At 42.3% G+C, this 19,906-nt stretch carries 16 protein-coding genes; 13 read left to right on the plus strand and 3 right to left on the minus strand.

Features of this window, described 5'->3' with window-relative positions; translation table 11 throughout:
* Positions 1–98 precede the first annotated feature (98 nt).
* Positions 99–707, plus strand: coding sequence for a superoxide dismutase (locus DN748_RS12860; RefSeq protein WP_112372237.1), 609 nt, complete (start codon positions 99–101; stop codon positions 705–707).
* A 68-nt stretch (positions 708–775) separates the two neighbouring features.
* Here DN748_RS12860 and DN748_RS12865 read toward each other — a convergent pair whose 3' ends face one another.
* Positions 776–1,033 carry a helix-turn-helix domain-containing protein gene (locus tag DN748_RS12865; protein ID WP_112372238.1) on the minus strand — a complete coding sequence of 86 codons (258 nt, stop codon included), beginning with the start codon at positions 1,031–1,033 and terminating at the stop codon, positions 776–778.
* A 289-nt stretch (positions 1,034–1,322) separates the two neighbouring features.
* On the opposite strand from DN748_RS12865, the gene DN748_RS12870 reads away from it, so the two are divergent.
* The 11 genes from DN748_RS12870 to DN748_RS12920 all read left to right on the plus strand — a co-directional run bounded on the left by DN748_RS12870 (position 1,323) and on the right by DN748_RS12920 (position 16,701).
* Positions 1,323–4,490 (plus strand): SusC/RagA family TonB-linked outer membrane protein, encoded by a 3,168-nt coding sequence (locus tag DN748_RS12870; protein WP_112372239.1) that lies wholly within the window; start codon positions 1,323–1,325, stop codon positions 4,488–4,490.
* A gap of 17 nt (positions 4,491–4,507) precedes the next feature.
* Complete coding sequence (locus DN748_RS12875) at positions 4,508–5,998, plus strand: RagB/SusD family nutrient uptake outer membrane protein (protein ID WP_112372240.1); 1,491 nt, start codon at positions 4,508–4,510, stop codon at positions 5,996–5,998.
* A gap of 64 nt (positions 5,999–6,062) precedes the next feature.
* The gene (locus DN748_RS12880; RefSeq protein ID WP_236636859.1) at positions 6,063–8,453 is read left to right on the plus strand and encodes a glycoside hydrolase family 31 protein; all 2,391 of its coding nucleotides are present in this window, start codon (positions 6,063–6,065) and stop codon (positions 8,451–8,453) included.
* A gap of 141 nt (positions 8,454–8,594) precedes the next feature.
* Entirely contained in the window at positions 8,595–10,022 is a 1,428-nt protein-coding gene (locus DN748_RS12885; protein ID WP_236636860.1) for a sulfatase-like hydrolase/transferase, read from the plus strand.
* Between the two features lie 335 nt (positions 10,023–10,357).
* Entirely contained in the window at positions 10,358–11,599 is a 1,242-nt protein-coding gene (locus tag DN748_RS12890; RefSeq protein WP_112372242.1) for a site-specific integrase, read from the plus strand.
* A gap of 200 nt (positions 11,600–11,799) precedes the next feature.
* Positions 11,800–13,476, plus strand: a complete 1,677-nt coding sequence (locus tag DN748_RS12895) for a MutS-related protein (protein ID WP_112372243.1) — start codon at positions 11,800–11,802, stop codon at positions 13,474–13,476.
* Between the two features lie 125 nt (positions 13,477–13,601).
* Positions 13,602–14,375: a hypothetical protein gene (locus tag DN748_RS12900; RefSeq protein ID WP_146746611.1), complete on the plus strand. Its 774-nt coding sequence runs from the start codon at positions 13,602–13,604 to the stop codon at positions 14,373–14,375.
* Between the two features lie 145 nt (positions 14,376–14,520).
* Positions 14,521–14,826 (plus strand): helix-turn-helix domain-containing protein, encoded by a 306-nt coding sequence (locus DN748_RS12905; RefSeq protein ID WP_236636861.1) that lies wholly within the window; start codon positions 14,521–14,523, stop codon positions 14,824–14,826.
* A 225-nt stretch (positions 14,827–15,051) separates the two neighbouring features.
* Positions 15,052–15,369, plus strand: coding sequence for a mobilization protein MbpA (gene mbpA, locus DN748_RS12910; RefSeq protein ID WP_112372246.1), 318 nt, complete (start codon positions 15,052–15,054; stop codon positions 15,367–15,369).
* Positions 15,366–16,241 (plus strand): relaxase/mobilization nuclease domain-containing protein, encoded by an 876-nt coding sequence (locus DN748_RS12915; protein WP_112372247.1) that lies wholly within the window; start codon positions 15,366–15,368, stop codon positions 16,239–16,241. Before mbpA ends, DN748_RS12915 begins: the two co-directional genes overlap by 4 nt.
* A gap of 13 nt (positions 16,242–16,254) precedes the next feature.
* Positions 16,255–16,701, plus strand: coding sequence for a DUF6730 family protein (locus DN748_RS12920; protein WP_112372248.1), 447 nt, complete (start codon positions 16,255–16,257; stop codon positions 16,699–16,701).
* A gap of 206 nt (positions 16,702–16,907) precedes the next feature.
* On the opposite strand, the gene DN748_RS12925 is transcribed toward DN748_RS12920, so the two are convergent.
* Positions 16,908–18,005 carry a hypothetical protein gene (locus DN748_RS12925; RefSeq protein ID WP_112372249.1) on the minus strand — a complete coding sequence of 366 codons (1,098 nt, stop codon included), beginning with the start codon at positions 18,003–18,005 and terminating at the stop codon, positions 16,908–16,910.
* 1 nt (position 18,006) lies between these two features.
* Positions 18,007–18,810 (minus strand): sigma-70 family RNA polymerase sigma factor, encoded by an 804-nt coding sequence (locus DN748_RS12930; protein WP_112372250.1) that lies wholly within the window; start codon positions 18,808–18,810, stop codon positions 18,007–18,009.
* Between the two features lie 427 nt (positions 18,811–19,237).
* On the opposite strand from DN748_RS12930, the gene DN748_RS12935 reads away from it, so the two are divergent.
* Positions 19,238–19,513 (plus strand): helix-turn-helix domain-containing protein, encoded by a 276-nt coding sequence (locus DN748_RS12935; protein ID WP_112372320.1) that lies wholly within the window; start codon positions 19,238–19,240, stop codon positions 19,511–19,513.
* Positions 19,514–19,906: the final 393 nt, after the last annotated feature.

Raw genomic sequence — 19,906 nt, forward strand, 5'->3', positions numbered from 1 at the left:
TTTATGAGTCCTTTACCATTAATTATTATGGATTGTTTAAGTTTATACTTAAATTTGTTAGTCGCAAGTATAACTAAATAAACTAAAAATTTAATATCATGGCTTTTGAATTACCGAAATTACCGTATGCTTATGATGCCCTGGAGCCTCATATAGACGCCCGTACGATGGAAATACACCATACAAAACACCACAACGGGTACACTACGAACCTGAACAAGGCAATCGAAGGTACTGCACTGGATGGTAAAAGTATAGAGGAAATCCTTAAAGGACTGGACCTGGATAATGCTGCCGTAAGGAACAACGGGGGAGGTTTTTACAACCACAGCCTGTTCTGGCAGATCATGTCTCCCGACGGAGGGGGAAAACCTTCCGGAGAACTTGCAGCGGCGATAGACGCTGCCTTCGGTTCGTTTGATGCCTTTAAGGACGAATTTGCCAAAGCGGCTGCCACGAGATTCGGTTCCGGATGGGCATGGCTTTGTGTACACAAAGGCGGGAAAGTGGAGATCTGCTCTTCTGCCAACCAGGACAACCCTTTAATGCCGGGTATCGGTTGCGGCGGAACGCCCATTCTCGGTCTTGATGTCTGGGAACATGCTTATTACCTGAACTACCAGAACAGAAGGCCCGATTATATATCAGCCTTTTTTAATGTCATTAACTGGGATAAGGTGGCCGAACTCTATGCGGCAAACAAATAAAAAAGCAGTTTTTTCAACTGTGATAAAGGACGGGGCGTAATGCCCCGTTTTTTTATGGGCATATATGGCTACTTCCTGCCTGCTCTCTCTTTGGCCATATACGAAAAGAGCTCACTGATAAATTCTTTGGGATCTGTCTCGAGGGCCGGGGCCAGTTTTTCGCAGATCCAGTAGAGGGTGGGGCTTACCTCACCCCGTTCTATGGCCGAGATATTCTGGTAATTGTTTCCCGCCCTGGCGGCCAGTACGGACTGCGACCACTTGCGCTCCAGGCGCCTGGCTTTTACAAAACTGCCCAGAAGGCGATTAAAGTCGTTTTTGTCCATTCACGAAAACTCCAAATTTTTTTCCACCTCCTTCTAACGGTATGCGATTAGTTTAGTGTTTTTAATTGCGTTTCTTTTGTTTGCGAACGTTGCCTGTAACGTGTGATTTGAGCCGGTACAGGCTTTCGTACAATTGATCCGTAGGTGAAATAATCTTCTGTTTGTGAGTGCTTTGTTGTGCGTTGATTGATATAATATGGGGTTAGTCAGCACAGTACAGGATACTGAAAGGTGTGATTCAGAATATATTTGAGTATTCAATCATTCTAAATAAACTAATCCGATATTTATGAAATACGTTTTGAAGAACATCTCATTGTTTTTATTCGGCCTGTTTTTTTCGGTTCCGGTTATGGCCCAGGAACCTGAAATTACGGGTACAGTTGCAGATGACAAAGGAGTTCCCCTGCCGGGAGTAAACATACTTATTAAGGATGCCGGTAAAGGAACACAGACTGATTTTGACGGGAATTTTTCTATCCGGGCCTCAGATGGTGATATCCTCGTTTTTTCGTATATAGGGATGAAAACGGTGGAAAGGAAAGTAGCCGGGCAAACTCATTATAATATTATTTTAGAACCCGACAGTGCCGAGCTGGACGAGGTGGTGGTGGTCGGCTATGGCAACCAGAAGCGGTCTGATGTAACTTCGGCGATAGCCACGATGAGCACGGAAGGTATTGACGAGCGGCCTCTTGCCAAAGTGGACCAGGCCATGGTGGGGCAAATGGCCGGGGTGAGGGTAAAGCAAACCAGTGGTTTACCCGGCCAGGGGTTTTCTGTGGAAATCAGGGGAACGGGATCTATTTCCGCGAGCAATCAACCCCTGTATGTTATCGATGGTTTTCCCCTGGAACCTTCCAGCCAGAGTGGTAGCGGAGGTTTTGCAACCGGTAATCCCCTGTCTAACATCAACCCGAACGATATAGCGTCCATGCAGGTTTTAAAAGACGCTGCTGCTGCTGCCATTTACGGGTCGAGAGCATCTAACGGGGTCGTTATCATTACCACAAAATCGGGTAGACAGGGGAAGCCCCGGATCAATTTCAACACGTATTTCGGGATTAACCGGACCGTAAAAAAATTAGATGTGTTAAGTACGGAAGAATGGATTGAACGGGCTACGGAAATGATAGATTACAACTGGGTTCATTCCGGGATTTCCGGGGCTTCGGCGAGTCAGTCCATAAGTGAAAGAAGGGATATATATAATAATTACCAGGTTGCTCAGGGTAATCCGAATGCCGTTTTGGGGGCCGGCGAATTTAATACAGATTATATGCAGGACCCCCGGTGGTATGAGCCGGGTTATGGCAATCTGGATGCCATAGACTGGCAGGATGAGATATTCAGGACCGGGGTGGTCAGAAGTTACCAGTTGTCTGCCCAGGGGGCTACCGATAATGTGAAATATTATGTTTCCGGAGAACACCTGGACCAGGAAGGAGTAGCGATAGGGGTAGATTATAAAAGATATTCTGCCCGTGCCAATGTAGAGGTGAAGGCGAGTGACCAACTTAAGATCGGGGTTAATGTGGCTCCGTCGTATTCCGTTTCGAACGATCCGGGAGTGGAAGGGAAAGATCGCGAACTGCACAGGGCCGTATCTACGGCTCCTCTCAGTGCAGATGGGTTAGCACTTAATGTGGGGGATAATACTCCCTATGCCTGGGGTGGGAGCAATGTAAGTCCTGTTGCCGCAGCGAAAAACAGCCTGGGGGAAGAGAAGATCTTCAGGACGCTCTCTACCTTATTTGTAAATTATGAGGTCATAGAAGGGCTCAATATAAAATCTACCCTTAATTTTGACAACGCCGAGTCGAAATCCAAATACTTTAAACCTGCTTCCGTAAGCAGTAACAGGCAGGCCACGGGGACTTTCAGTTCTTATCAGCGTCAGAATTTCGTAAATGAAAATACCATTTCCTACGATAAGGTTTTTGCCGAGAAACACAGCCTTTCGGCATTGGGAGGGATATCTTACAGTACTTTTAAATTTGACAACCAGCGAATAGCTTCGGCAGATGGTTTCGGAACAGACCTGGTGCCTACGCTCAATGGGGCCAATAACATCAGTGCAAGCGGCACCTATACCCTGGAGACCAAAAAGGTACTGGTTTCCTATTTCGGAAGGTTACAGTATAATTATGACGAAAGATATTTGCTCACGGCAAGTATCAGGCGTGACGGGTCTTCCAATTTCGGAAGGAGTACCCAATGGGGGGTATTCCCTTCGGCTTCCGTAGGCTGGAATATGGCCAAAGAAAAGTTTATGGCTCCTGTAGATTTTATTCAGAACCTGAAACTCAGGGCCAGTTGGGGGCTTTCCGGTAATAACGGTTTTAGCGATGATTATGCCAGTATAGCGAGACTGGGAATTTCCAACTATTCTTACGGCGGTTCTCTGGGAAGCGGTCTTGTGCCTGTAAATTCACCTAACCCGGATCTGAGCTGGGAAGAGTCCGAAACCATTAACGTAGGTGCGGACATAGGTATTTTCAACAACAGGATATTTACCTCTTTCGACTATTATATAAAAACCAATAAGGACCTTTTGCTGAATGTGCCTGTGCCTACGGCCTCGGGGTTTTCCAACGTAGTGACCAATATAGGAAAGATAGAAAACCGCGGTTGGGAACTGGAGCTTACCACGAGAAATCTCGTAGGCGATTTTCAATGGACCACCAATCTTAACTTGACCCACAATACCAATGAAGTTAAGCAGTTGGGTCCTGATAATTCCCCTATATTGGGAGGGTCCTTTGATATTGAACACAATATCCTCATGGTGGGACAACCCATGTACAGCCTGTATCTCGTGCATCAGGACGGTATCCTGACGCAGGAAGATATAGACAGCGGGGCCGCCCTGTATGGCAATCAGACCGTGGGGGACCCCAAATATGTGGATGCCAATGGCGATGGCGTAATAAGTCCGGACGACCGGGTGCTGTCGGGCCATCCCAACCCTGATTATATATGGGGTATTACCAATAATATTGAATATAAGAATTTTGACCTGTCGGTTCTGTTGCAGGGGCAATGGGGAGGAAAGATCTATTCCAACTACGGCCGTGCAATAGACCGTACGGGTATGGGATATAATGAAAATGTCCTGGGAACGCACAGAGACCGGTGGCGGTCTCCCGAAAATCCGGGAAATGGTGAAGATGGAAAGGCAAACTCCAATTTTGGACGGATCAAGAACACCAATTGGCTGTATCCTTCAGATTACTGGAGGATCAGGAATATAACCCTGGGCTACAATGTGAGTCCCGACCTGTTAAAGAGTAACTTTATAAAGGGATTCAGGATATATGTCTCCCTGGAAAACTGGTTTGGCGGAGATAAATATGTAGGCGGGTTTAATCCCGAAGCAGTCAATAACGACGGAGACGATTACGGGGCATTTCCGCTCTCGAAATCTATTGTAACAGGTTTGAATTTTACTTTTTAAGTATAAATACGATAAAGATGAGAAAACATTTAATGGCATTACTGAGTGGTCTTGTTGTGCTTTCCTCTTGTGAGAATGAGCTGGACCAGACCCCGATATCAGAGATAGGAAGCGATGATTATTACAATACGGTAGAAGAATACGAAATTGCGGTAAACGGTGTTTACAGTACTTTAAAAACCTATCCCAATTTCCAGTTTTATCTTTCCGAAGTAAGATCAGACAATATGTATTCGGTGACCCAGACCGGGGTCAGGGATTATGAACCTATCAATAATTTCTTTGTCAACTTATCCCCGAACAGCATTATCGGGGATCACTGGAACAGTAATTTCGAAGGGATATACAGGGCCAATGATTTTTTGAGCAAACTGGACGAAACTATTGTAACCGATGAAGAAACCTATCAGCGCATGGAAGGTGAAGCCAGGTTTTTGAGGGCATTCTTTTATTTTGACCTGGTCCGGACCTATGGCGGGGTGCCTGTCCTGGACCGGCCCTATTCACCGATAGAAACACTGGAAATAGGGAGAAGCCCGGTAAGTGAAGTGTATGATTTTATTATAGGAGATCTGGAAGATGCCATAGCGCTGTTACCGGAAAGTTATCCGGCCTCCGAAGAGGGTAAGGTTACCTCGTGGGCGGCCAAAGCTATTCTGGGGGAAGTGTATTTAACCCGGTCAGGCCCTGCTTACGGCATAGAAGGTCCGGGAATGGATAGCGGGGAATATGATCTGGCGCTCGGCCTGTTTAATGATATCATAAACAATGGCCCTTTTGGTTTTGTAGATGATTACAGTTCGATTTTTGGCTATGACAATGAAAATAACGAGGAGATCGTATTTGACATAGAGTTTATCAGCGGAGGTGTGGGTGCCGGGGGTGAATATCAGTCCCTTACCGTGCCCAACGGGTACCTGGTGGTCAATGAGGTCGGCTTTCCCAACGGGGAAGACCGCAAACCGGTAGCTACCGGCCTGATCAATGCCTATGAAGAGGGCGATATACGTCGCGGGTTTAATATCCTCGAAGGATATACCGACCAGAACGGTAACTTTATCCCTTCTCCTTTTTATGTCAAATTCATAGACCTGGAATATTCGGGACAGGATCGTTTTGACTGGGGTCTCAACTATCCGGTAGTAAGATATACCGATATTTTAATGATGAAGGCCGAAGCTGTCCTTATGGGAGGTACGGGAGACCAGTCTGAAGTAGATCATATCGTAAATATGGTAAGGGGCAGGGCTGGCCTGGGCGATGTTTCGGGGGTAGACATCGATATGCTGCTGGAAGAAAAAAGAAAGGAATTCGCCTGTGAAAGCAAGCGCTGGTACGATTTGGTCCGCACCGGAAAAGTTGTCGATGTGATCAACGGGTGGATCCCGGGTGAAGACATCCAGGACAGGATGAACCTGATGGATGCCAACCAGATTATCTATCCTATACCTTCTGCACAAATGACCGTAAAGGAAGGTCTTTATGATCAAAACCCGGGATACAATTAATGAAAAATTCATGAACTCAAGACGAGTTCGATCTATGTTATAAATGATAAAAATCCAGTTTGTTTTGAAAAATATACTATTTGTTCTTGCCGCTGTATGTATATGCCCGCTTATCGTGGCCCAGGAAACAGGCCGTGTCCGGAACATAAGTTCTGAGGGGGACAACAGCTTTCACCTGAAAACTTCCGACGCCGATGTGAAAATCAAATTCTGTACCCCTTCTATCGTCCGTTTCAGAACCTCCTGGAATGGTGAATTCAGGGAAGAGGAACCTTATATGGTCAGTAATTATCACTGGGATAAAGTAGATGTCCGGCGGAAAGAAACGGCAGATAAGGTCACTTTTCAGACAGACCGGTTAAACATTGAGATTGAAAAAGATCCTTTTCAGGTCAGTATTTACGATAAATCCGGAAACCTGTTGAGCTCAGATACTTCGGCAACACCGATCCCCGAAGGTCATTCCGGAATTGCGAAAAAGCTCCGGGCCGACGAGCATTTTTTCGGTTTCGGGGAACGAATGGACTTTCTTGACCGACGTGGGAAAGAGGTGACGCTTAATGTGGGCCGCGGTCTGGGGAAGCCCCATATTACCGGGGCTTATAACATACTGGAAGCCAATTATGCTCCCGTACCGTTTTTTATGAGTACCGGGGGATACGGAATTTTCTACCATACGGCTTATCCCTCTACATGGGATATGGGAAAATCAGACCCGGAAACCTATCGCTTTTTTTCCGAAGATCCGGAAGCAGATTATTATTTTATCTACGGCCCGGATCTGCCGGCGATCCTGGACGGATATACTTCGATTACCGGGAAATCGCCCATGTTGCCGAAATTTGCCATGGGGTTGCACGTAGGGACCTACAGCGGCGGTACCTGGGGTCACGAAGAGAAAACTTCTGCCCGCTACCCGGTGGCCCTGGTTGAAAAATTCAGAAAATTTCACATTCCTGTCGATGTACTTCACCTGGATTCTACCTGGAGAATGTTTGGTGAAAACGGGGGAAGTGGCGCCACTACATTTGAGTGGCGGGAAACTTTTCACGATACCGGAAAAATGTTCGACAGCCTGTATGCCTTAAACCTGAATGCGGTTGGTTTGCATGTTCGCCCGCGTTTTGACAACGGTAAAAAATTACGCTTGCTGGATAAAGCCAGGGAAGCGGGCTATGTGTACCCGGAGCCCGGCAATTCCGGGGAGTTTGTCAATTTTTTTGATGAAGACGCCGTTGACTGGTGGTGGAAAAACGGGGCGATGCTTGTGGCGCGGCAAGGTGCGATGTTCTTTAAAACCGACGAGGGAAGTGCTTTCGGAAGAAAAGCAAACGAGAGTGACAAAACCGGGCCGCAGGGACAGGAAATCAAATCGCTGCACAATGTATTTCCGATAGCCTATGCCAGGGCGCCTTACGAAAAGTACCAGGAATACAACAATATGCGGGGCATGAACCACACCCGTGAAGGTTATGCCGGTATCCAGCGTTATCCCTTTATATGGGCGGGAGACTGGCCCAGCGAATGGCAGTATTTCGAGCCGGTAATTACGGCCGGACTGAATATCGGGATGTCCGGGGTAGGGTACTGGAGCCACAATATGGGGGGCTTTGAACACGTGGCAGATCCCGAACTGTACATCAGGTGGTGCCAGTTTGGCTTTTTCAGCCCTGTTGCGCACCTTTTCGGAATGGAACATCCCAACTACAAGGAACCCTGGAATTACGGTGAGGAAGCACAACGTATTTTTAAACAATACGACGATCTTCGTTATAGCTTGATCCCGTATATCTACAGTACGGCTTACCAGAACCATAAAACGGGAATGCCGTTAATGCGTGCACTGGTACTGGAATATAAAGATGATCCTAATGTGTATACCATCACCGACCAGTATTTGTTCGGCGAAAGTATGCTTATCTGCCCGGTTACTACCAAAGGAGCAAAAACCAGGATCGTTTACCTTCCCGAAGGAAAATGGACGAATTACTGGACCGGGGAGCAGTTTGACGGCAAACAATATTTGAATGTTCTATGCCCCTTGGATCAAATGCCGGTTTTTATAAAAGGAGGAGCCATTATTCCAGGTCAGGAAGTGGTGCAATACGTTGGAGAGAAGGATGTGGACACCATTACACTGGATATTTACCCGGACGGAAACTCTTCTTTCACACTGTATGATGACGACGGAAAAAGCCTGGATTACCAGGAAGGGCAATATGCCCTGACCAGGGTTGAAGTCACTTCGGGAGAAGATCAGGCACAAGTGACCATTCATCCTTCCGAAGGAAAATATAAGCTGGGGAACAGGACGTATAATCTTCGTCTGCACGGAAGATATTCGACAGCGGAAGCTGATGGAAAACCACTTCGGCTTCAACAGGAAAAAGACGGGGTTTCCGTTTTCAGCATTCCGGGAAATAACAGGAAGAAAACGACGATCAATCTGAAATAAACTACAAGACGAACATGAACGAGGATGGAAGTCGGGCTCCCGAAGTGAAAAATTGATCCCGGGACTTCCGTTTTCGGGCTTCAGACAAAAGCAGGCTAAAATCAATTTAAACAAGATTCACATATAAAGAAACGTATGTAAATGGCATACTGTAAATTTATTCTCATGAACCTTCAGCTTTCATTTTTTAAAACAGGTATCTGTTGTCTGGCTTTATGTATTGCTTTTTCCTGTAAAAATAAAAAATTCACTTCCGGAGAAACAGAGACCGATCCGCAGAAAACCATATCAGGAAAACCGGACTTCCTGGTAATCATTGCAGACGATGCCGGGTGGAATGACATGAGTTTCCACGGTTCGGAAATTAAAACGCCTCACCTGGATCAGCTTGCCGGAAAAGGGATTCAGCTGGAAAGGTTTTATGTAAACCCCACCTGTTCACCTTCCCGGGCAAGTTTGCTCACGGGAATGCCGGCCAGCAGGATCGGCATCGTTGCTCCGATCAGCGGACGCAGTGAAAAGACGTTGCCCGACAGTATTGTAACCCTTCCGCAGGCATTAAAAAAAGCAGATTACCAGACCGCTTTAATCGGTAAATGGCATTTGGGACTGAAACCGGAGAACGGGCCGGAAGCCTATGGGTTTGATTATTCTTACGGATTTTTGCACGGGCAGATAGACCAGTATTCCCACCGGTACAAAAACGGGGACCGCAGCTGGCACCGGCAGGGAGAATTCATTGAAGAAGAGGGGCACGCCACCGATCTAATTACCCGGGAGGCACTGCAATGGCTCGATCAAAGAGATAAAGGCCGGCCTTTCTTTTTACAACTGGCCTACAGTGCTCCGCATATTCCGTTGCAGGAACCCGGGCAGTGGAAAGCGCCATACGATTTTATTGAAAACAGATCGAGACGTGATTACGCCGCAGCGATGTCACATCTCGACAATGCCATAGGGAAAGTGTTGGAGCACCTGGATCACCTGGGCCGGAGAGAAAATACCGTCGTATTGTTTATAAGCGACAACGGGGCCCAGGAAAAATGGAATCCTGTCACACAATATGACGGCAGGTATGGCCCGAACGACCAGTTGGGAAGCAACCACCCGTTGCGGGACTATAAAACCAGTAATTACGAAGGTGCAATCCGCGTGCCGGCCATTATTGCCTGGAACGGCTATGCCGAAACCGGGAAACTTCAGCACTATATGAGTGTGACCGATGTGATGCCTACTTTTTTAGAACTGGCAGAAGTACCGGTACCGGAACAGGTAGAAGGGAAATCTGTTCATTCCATACTGCAAAAACCTTCGGATCAGAAGAATCACGAGATCTATGTTCGTGGTCATTTGCAGGAAAGCCTGATTCAAAAACCCTGGAAACTGCTGAGGGCACGGCATGTAAATGCCCCCGCAGTATTTGAATTATATGATATTGAGGCAGATCCTTCAGAAAGAGAAAACCTGATCCGGAAATATCCCGAAGTTGCGGAAAAGATGAAACGGGCTATGGAACAGCAGTTCAGAAAGGATGCAAAAGCAGTAAATGTGGCTTTGCCTGGGGGGTGAGGTATTGTGTTTGATTCTATTCCGCCATGATAAATTTTTGGTTTGGTATATTTCTTAGAAAAGTATTCGGTCGAGTATTCGGTGCGTAATTTATTTAAAATAGAAACCATAAAAAAATGCGCCTTAAGAGCGCATTTTTATTGATTTCAAGAGCTTTTTGTACCTCGGGTGGGAATACCGTAAAACTTTTCTGTTTTCAAACTCTCATAACTTTCTGTAAATCATTATATTTGAGATAGGTGAAATTTACTTGAATCTACTTTTTTTAAGTTTTTTTCAAATTTTGCCACCTTTTTTGCCACCTCTTTTGGGCAATTAAATCAATAGGAATTATTATGCAAGTTTCATTTCATATCGTTAAGAACAAGATAGATAAAAGGGGATTTGTTCCCGTTTATTACACCATAACCTTGAATGGACAAAGGATAAGAAAGCAGATTAAAGGGGTAAAATGTCTTCCTTCTCACTGGAAAGATAAAGAGGAAAAGATCAAAGCGCCTTATAAATCTGAGGCGTATAATTTTCATTTGGAATACAACAAGAAAATAGAAGAGATCAAAACGAAATTTGCTGCCTTATACCGATATATTCATTTGAATGGTTTAAGCCCTTCCAAAGAATTTATCATAGAAAAGATTGAAAGTGATGGATGGGCCAACGTAAATTTTTCTCATGATTTTTTTACTTCTTTTCAGGAGTTCATTGACATTAATAAGACTACAAAATCCGAAAGAACCATAAAAGGCTATGTGACAAATAAGAACTTTTTAACCGCTTTTGAAGCGTTTACAGGTGATAAGCTGCATTTTGAAAGTATCAACAGGGAGTTTTATGAGAAGCTAAGGGATTATGCCTTTGAAGAAAGAGAAGCGAGGAATAACTATTTTTTCAAGATCATATCGGTGCTCAAAACCTTTATGAATTGGGCCTATGAAAGGGGCTATCACGAGAACCTGGCTTATCAGAGATTTAAACGGCAGGAAGATGAAACGGAAGTCATTTATTTAACTATGGATGAATTAATGACATTGTATAACCATGACTTTGAATCCAAACGTTTGGAGCATGTAAGGGATGTGTACTGCTTTGGTTGTTTTACCGGATTGCGGTACAGTGATATAAAACAATTAAGGACTTCAAATATATTCGACAATCACCTCCGTATTAATGTACAAAAAACGAGGACCATAGATCATAAAATACCGTTAAATATGTACTCTAAAACGATATTAGATAAATACAGGGACACCGTTTATGAACCTCTTCCGGTAATTTCAGGACAAAAGTTTAATAAGTATATAAAGGAATGCTGTGAAGAAGTAGAAATAAATACTCCAACAACCATTACCCGGTATATCGGCCAAAAACGTATTGATAAAACCTTTCCGAAACACGAGCTGATTACAAGCCATACAGCACGGAAGACTTTTGTAACCAACAGCCTTATTTTGGGAATGAAGGAAATGATTGTCCGGGATATAACAGGGCATAAAAAGGAAAGTTCTTTTAAGCGCTATGTAAAAATAGCAGAAGATTTTAAGCAGAAGGAAATGGACAGTACCTGGAACAAATTATGAAACAGATTCTTATATTTGAAGAAAGGTAATTGTATAACTATAGCCTTTAAAATCAGTTTAAAGATGCGGAAAAGAGTAAGATAGTTAACTCATTTCTGAAATGTCAATAACCATCACACACTTGGTGTTGGGATATAACAGAAAAGACTAATAGAAAGGATGACCATGATAATTTGGCCTTCTCAACGTGTTAAAATAATATGAATTGGATTTTTGGTATAGTAATAGTGGTGGCCATTTTATTGATCTTCAAAAGATGTATTGAGCACCAAAAGAGACGTAAACTCAGATTATTTATTCAGGATAATTGGGGACTCCCCAAGGAAGATGAGTATTATAATTTTGATACAATTGGTTTGTACTTCAGGAATAATAATGACCTGAAGAATGCTTATCAGATCATTTCGGACAGTACTTGGGATGATTTGGATATGGATGAAGTATTTCGGTATATTGATCGTACCTGTTCGAAGATAGGGCAACAATACCTTTACAGACAGCTAAGAACCGTCACATCTATCTCTTCTTTGAAAAGATTTGGGAATTTTTCCCGTATGTTCGGCTCAGATGAAGCCCTAAGAGTGGATAGCCAACAGGAGTTATGTCAACTATCCTCCTATAAGTCTTACTATCTTGAAGAGTTGTTCCGCCCGGAACCTACTGAAAAGTCAGGGAAAATATGGATAGTTTATTTATTGTCCACCCTGGCCATCCTATCAGTGATTTTAAGCTTTTACTATCCGATAGTAAGCTTGACCTTGATACCTGTATTTGTTTGTAATATGGTTTTTCATTACAGGAACAAGAATGTGATTCAGTACTATTTAAACGGTGTCGGGCAACTGTCTGTTAGTTATAGGGTTGCTAATAAATTAATAACTTTTTCAAAGATTCGGTCTTATCATAAGGATTTCGGTTTTATGAGTAATATAAAACCTGTCTTGTCTAAGGCCAGGTTTATTGAATGGGAAAAAAAATTAGACAACGAATATGCCGCCCTGTTTTGGCTTATGACGGAATTACTGAAAATCACGTTCAATATAGAGTTTATTCTATTCTATCATTTCCAGGCTTCCCTGGAAAAGGAAAAGGCAAATATCAGAAAGTTGTTTTCGTTTATTGGAGAAGTAGATTCGGCCATTTCATGTGCTTCTTTGTATCACGGGCATCACAAAATTTGTGAACCGGTATTTAGTGGTGACAAAAGTATTGTGGTAGAAGGCCTATACCATCCCCTGATTGAAAATTGTATTACCAATGATTTGGCTTTAAAAAACAGAAGCCTTTTACTTACAGGGTCTAATATGTCGGGAAAAACCACATTTATACGATCTTTCAGTATCAACGCTATATTATCTCAAACAATAAATGTATGTTTCGCTGACCGCTATATTGCTCCGTTTCTTAAGATATACTCATCCATAAGGATTTCGGATAATCTTATGAAAAATACCAGTTATTACCTTCAGGAGGTTTTAACCATCAAAAATCTTATAGAGACCTCTGAGGATGAAACCCCGTGTTTATTTGTATTGGATGAACTTTTCAAAGGAACAAACACCGTAGAAAGAATTGCTGCGGGAAAAGCTATATTGTCCTATCTGAATAAGGCTAACCACATAGTCATGGTATCAACTCATGATTTGGAACTGACTGAATTGTTGGAGAACGAGAATTTCGAATTATATCATTTTGCGGAAAGTATTGAGAACAATAGCTTGATTTTCGATCATAAACTGAGACCCGGCAGGCTTAGGACGAGAAACGCCATCAAGATTCTTGAATTATATGATTATCCTATAGAAATTATTAAGGAATCGGAGGTTTGTGCCAAAAATTGGGGGTATCTGCATAATGTCGATAAACCTTCACTTTAGTAAATGATACTTTTTTAAATGGGAGGGAATGAGTGGAATAAAAGTTTATTTATTTCGTAAATGAAATAAATGAATAGTACCTGGAACAAAGTATGAACCGGATTTTTAAAAATATAGGGGTATTGATGATAAAGGCGGACAATGCCTTTAATGGTTTGGTCCGGACAATACGCCATTTTTTCAGAACTAATCTATTTGCCATATTTTTTATCGCTTTATTCTGTGCATTTACTTTTGTAGAAGTAACTTACCTGTTGGATGATGCGTACGATACCACAGACCGGATTATTGCAACTGTTTTGTATTTTATTTTTTTAGTGGTGGCTACTACGGCATTATACTTTTTCTTCAAACGAAAACGGATAAAAAATGTTAATGGTAATTGGGAGGTGATAAATTTTGAGGAAATAACTGATAAAGAAATGACCCCGGAAACCAAAAACACACCGGAACCTTCTATTTTTATCACAGCTCCACCGCACACTTCCATAAAATTAAAACTAAGGCCACAGGGGCACCACGGAAAGGAAGGAGTAGGGCAGAAAGACATGGTCAACTACTTAAACGACTATTATAATCATCAATACGAGAACGAAATCCGGTATTTCGTTTACATGCACTTTGAAACCGAAAAAAAGCATCAACGCCTTCGGAAAATAAAAGGCCCTTTTGAAGCTCCTCCCATAGATGATAAAACAAACTTTATTGAATTGTTTTGGGTTTTGTGTAAAGAGGAAATTATCACCAATTCATTTTCGGATGTTTCCACCTTTCTCAATACCATTTATCCCTGGTTGGGAAATTCCATAGAAAAAATTCCCAGTGAGAATAAATTTTCAGAGCATTATAGAAACACTCCTAATATTCGGGCTTTTCTTGATCGGATTAAAAGAAAATGATAAAGATAAGAACGCTTTATTGTTGCATACACTTGACTTATTTTCAATCCCTTGTATTTCCAATTAGGCGAATATTTAACGAGCCTTCTCCTTTTTAAGCCAACTTTGAACTGTTGAAACGGAAGTTTAACCTTAAAACAGTTTGATGATGAGCAATGTATTGTTTTATACCCACAACAAGGAAGATTTAAAAAGGGTAGTGCGGATGGTTGTGGAAGAAATCCGAAAAACAGAAATTATTTCCAATACTGCTATGAACTCCGAAGAGGACCGATTATCCCAAAAGGAAGCCGCCAAGTTTTTGGGTATTTCGGTAACGAGTTTAATTAGTTGGAAGAAAAAGGGATTAGTACCCTATTACCAAATCGGTCGATCTATTTTCTTTTCTAAAGCTGAACTTCTGGAACTGGCCCGGAAGAATCCGGGTTTAATTAAACCGAGTAGGAAATAGCGCCAAAGAAAGGCCCGTCATATTATTCTATTCTTTCAGCATCGACCCAATATTAGGGATGCCAACCAATAGAGGATGCCTAAAAGAAACTATCCATCTGAGTAAGAATTTCGAGATGTGTTTTTGTTGCCACAAAAACAATCTCGCTTTTGCTCCCGGAGGTCGCAAAAGAAAAATTTTAGATAGTACAAGAAGACAAGCTGAATCTATTTATTTCACATTCCGGTGGTACGAAAAAACAAACATAACAAGAGCGCCTATATCAAATTTCGCTGTACACAGTACGAAAAGAAGCTGCTGTATGTCAAAGCCAAAAGAACCGGTTTGAGTATGAGCGCTTATTGCCGGAGGGCCGTTATGGAAGACCGGATTGTAGAGCGGTTAACCGAAGAACAACTGGACGCTTATAAAATGTTGGTACAGTACCACAACAACTTTCAACGTATCAGGAATATGTTCCGCAAACGAAACCCAAAACTCGCCAATGAAGTAGCCCGGTTAGTCCAGGAAATAAAAACACACCTCTATAATTTTAAAAAATGATCGGCAAGGGCAAATCCATAGCACATACCCGGGCTTCCATGCAATACGGATGGAACCAGGAAAAGAATGCTGAAATCGTCTATACCCAAAACCTTTGCGGGGAGAACCCGAAAGAAGTGACCAAAGAGTTTAAAATGATACAGGACATGAATGCCCGCTGTGAAAAGAATACGCTGAGTTTTGTACTTAGTCCTACTATTGAAGATGGCCAAACCCTTAGCAGGGAAGACCTGGAAGAACTTACCGACACTTTTATGAAAGAAATGGAATTGGGAGAACGGCAGGCCATCGCTTTTGTACATCGAGATAAAGCACATACGCATATTCATTTATATGTTAACCGGATTGATTTTCAGGGTAAGGCGTATAAAGACAACTATATTGGCAAACGCAGCCAGAAGTCTGCCGAAAGGACCGCACAGCAATTGCAGCTTACCACGGTCAGAGAAGTACAGCAAAACAAAGATCAATCCCTGAAACAAGTTCGGAATGAGATCAAACAGGTACACGACCGGATCATACAGCAACACAGACCGAAAAGTTTTGATGAGTATATTTCCCTGATGAAACGGCAACAGGTCTCGGTAATCCCCACTATAAACAAACAGAACCAGTTGCAAGGTTTTCGGTTTCAATACAAGAATCATAACCTGAAAGGCAGCGAAGTCCACCGGGAGATGTCCGGGGCGAAATTGGGGGTAGCTTTATCCCGTAATCAACAGTTTGGCCAAAAGCTGATACAAAACAACCAGGTTAACCTAATGGGTAAAGCTGTGGAGCTAAGCAGTAATATTACCGTCAAAATAGCTAAGGAGTTGGCAAAACAAGTTGCTAAAAAGGCTATCGATACAAGTTTCGGAATAGGCTATTAAAAATACGAATGTCATGGCAAAAATAGAGGAAATCGCAGAATTGCTTACCGAAGAAATACACGGGTTTAATCAATCTATAAATAGGTTAGAAGAATTAACGAAATGTCTGGGGGATATTAAGGTCAAAGCAGATGCTACTAATATAGAACAACTATTACGAACCGGTCTTCGCTCTCAGGGGAAAAACCTGTCAGAGCAGGGTAGCAAGCTGGATAAAGTTTTTGAACTCGTAGAAGGTACCTATCTTTTTCCGAGATGGCTGGTCATTATATTTTTTGTCTGTATCGGGACCACCCTCCTTTGTTTAGGCATCTCTTTTTTCTATTATCAGAAAAATGAAAATACAGAAGTAACCATGAACCGCTATGTCCGGCACTATAACAGCTTTTTTAGGGATGCTCCAGAAGCTGAAAAGCTGTACCAAGATTGGGCAGACAAGGAAAAAAACCGCGCAAAATAGTATTAGTTCGGTAAGGATTTGGGGCTTTTTGGGCATGGCCTCCCCTATGGCCTGGGCAAAAAAGCGGTCTACGGGACATTCCCTTTGTTTTATCTGGAAATTTAGGTCTATAAAATAAGAGAGCCCACGCGTTGTATATGCTGTTCGTATTTAGTGAGTGTCATTGACCTCACCTTACGGGTGTACAAGCACCCTCGATAGACCTCTTAATCTGTGATGAATTCAATACCTGCCTTCTCGGCTTTGTACTTTATTTTTGTCATTAATTCATAATAACTCCAGTTCCGCAATACAAATTCTTCCTCCTTAGCGATCTCGATCTTGTCCTCCTGATTTAATAAAATGAGCGTTCCCGCCTGATGTTTAATGCAAAAATCGATCAATCTCCTGCTGTATACGTGTATACAATGGTGCACATAATTACTTTCCGCATTGCGGAGTTTGTTCACAGCTTTCAGTTTTCTTTTGGCCCCTTTGCTCGATCTGCAATGGGTCGCCCCGATCTGCGCCCTTCTAAGGGCTGCCTGTATGGCCAATCTTCTGTACAGGAACTCTTCCCTGGTGCCAATGGTGAGCCTGGCGTTAACAGTCTTCACTACAATGGGATATTCAAGTGACAAAGAAGCCTCCGCTATCACTTCGGGTCTTAGGCCATGTTTTTCTTTTTCGATTTCAAAAACAGGCAGCCAGAAGATTTTGCCATCCTTTAATTTGATATGGGAAGTACAAAGTTTGGTCTCCCCTTTTATCACCTGCTCCAATAGTCTTCGTTTGTCGGTGTGATCTTTTCCCAAGTAAGTACGAAAGGGGATTTGGAACAAACGAAAGCAAAAGACCTGTTTCTCAGTATTAAAGGATAATCCGCTAAGACACTCGGGGCCAAAGGGAAAAGCCATGTCCCTCCTGAAGTTCTTCAGCGAGCGTTCGCCTTTCCAGTATTCGGGCTTATTTTTGTTAAAGGAGGCGATCAGGGTCCTGTTCAGGTTGGACAATATGTTTGTAGGGATGTCCCCTTTAAAGCGATCTGATACCACGCGATAGGTCGTATTGATACGGGAGCGTTGTAAGATTCCTTGTTTGTCTTTTTTTTCATCGGCCAGTTTATACTTTATTCCCTCTGATAGATAGAAAAATTCCTTGATCATTTCCTGTATGTACAAATGGGAAACAATAAGGTTAGCGGCTCTAAAACACCGATTCTGCCACTGGTAGAGTTTATCCAGTTTTTCCTTCCGTTCTTCTTTAGTAGGTAAATCAACCAGTAACTGGATCTTTCGGGTCAGTTTCAGAGTAGACTTTCCCATATCAGGCTGATTGTGGTTGCTGTTGGTGTTTGTCCTGCAATAGCTTGTACGCGGACATAAACTGGCTGTGCACTTCCTTCTCGGATAAATTTAGCTTAGTGGCAATGGAGGCAAACGAATACTTCTTTTCATATCGTAGGTTCAATATCCTTGCCTGTTCCTCGGTCATACTTCTTTGGACTTTCGTTGAAGAGGAAGACTTTTTTTGGGGTTGCAAGAACTGTCCTTGGTCAATGATGGTCTTGATATTCCTAATAGCCATCTTTACCCCATGACAGGTTTCGTTTATACTTGTTCCCATAACATCGGAAATGGCTTTATACCGAAAGCCGTATTTTAAACAGAGTTCAATTAAATGCCTTCTTTCTGCATTGAGCAAGGGTAATACGCTTTTGATCCGGTCGAAGGCCTTTTGTTCTAACTCCTGGTCTTCCAGGTTTTCAGACACACTTGCCGGATCGTATCCTGCCATATAGTCCTGGTAATTGTCGTAGTCCTCTAAGGAATTGACTTTTCTGAAAAACTTATTCCTGGGTTTAGTGTAGTATGAAATACATTCCCTTTTCATTACAAACTTTAAGAAATAGAGAATATGCTCAGGTCTTTCTATCCTGTCCCTATGAACCCATAGCTTTAAAAAAGTATCTTGAACTAAGGATTCTACGACAAAATGATCATTTAGCATTCGTTTACCAACCCAAAAGATGATGCCACGATATTGAGCATGAATTAGTTCTAAAGCAGAAGGGTCACCATTTTTTAATAGTTCAAAATATTTTGGTAGGGGACCGTGTATGCTTTTCATAAGTATAAAGTTTTGCAAATAGGTTTTGTTTGGAGTACTTAGGGTAGAAGACCTCCCTTGCAAGACTTCATAGTGATCCTATGCAGAAACCTTTGCTTTAGAAAAGAAGAGTTATTGAGAAAGCCCATGATAGAAAATGGATGGGCGTGGAACTCTACTTATCGAACAGGGGTACTGGCATACCTTACAGCGATAAAAGAGCCCACGCCCGGGTCGTGAGCAATCTTACTTATCCTCTCGCTGTAAATGAAAAGTGCCAGTTTTCTGTTCGAGATTCAAAGCAATTGCTTCCAATATTTTCTATTTGAAGAATTGCAAATTTATATTAATCCATACAAATATAGTAAAAAATCATAAACGGTAAGATATATCATACCATTATTTTTTGAGATAAGTTAGAAATTTAATGATTCCAAATAAAAGAAGAGTGACTGAAAAGGAAAAACTTGGGAAGTATTTATTAGAACTTAGGGAAAGAATACATAGTAAAGAGTATGATAAAGAACATATTTCTCAACAAGAACTCGCTGACAGTAATACTGGCTTAACCAAATTCTTCATAGGGACTGTTGAAAGAGGAGAAGCTAACCCTACCTTAGATAAATTGATCCTTTTGGCCAAGGCATTGGATTTAAAGACAATAACTCTACTTGAGTTAGAAATTAATGTAGATAAGTACATTAAAGAATTAAAGACGAAATAAGCTTTGCTCGTTTAGGTAAAGCGAGACAAGTATCTTCCATAAAACGCGTTTTTACCCCCCCCCAAAAACTATGATCCATAACATTGCCGTGATGATAGTCCTAATTATCATCTTTCTTTGTTGATCTTCTCTTTTTAGGTTTTCTGCGGACCGTTTTCCTGCTTCTGTTTTTGTATGGAAGGCGGGTTTTTTGGTATTACGGAAAGTCGTAAATCTATTTTGCGAATGAATTTATCTTGGTATGATAAAATCCAACACATAAAATAATGAACTGTTACAAGGAATGATGAACATATAAAACGATCATAAACCTCTATAATACTGGAATGTTTCGGGAATTATGTTTGTTATGGATTAAAGTGATGAATTGCGTATATTTGGATATTGTGCCTC

Source organism: Sinomicrobium soli, from assembly GCF_003285545.1.
Lineage (GTDB): Bacteria > Bacteroidota > Bacteroidia > Flavobacteriales > Flavobacteriaceae > Sinomicrobium.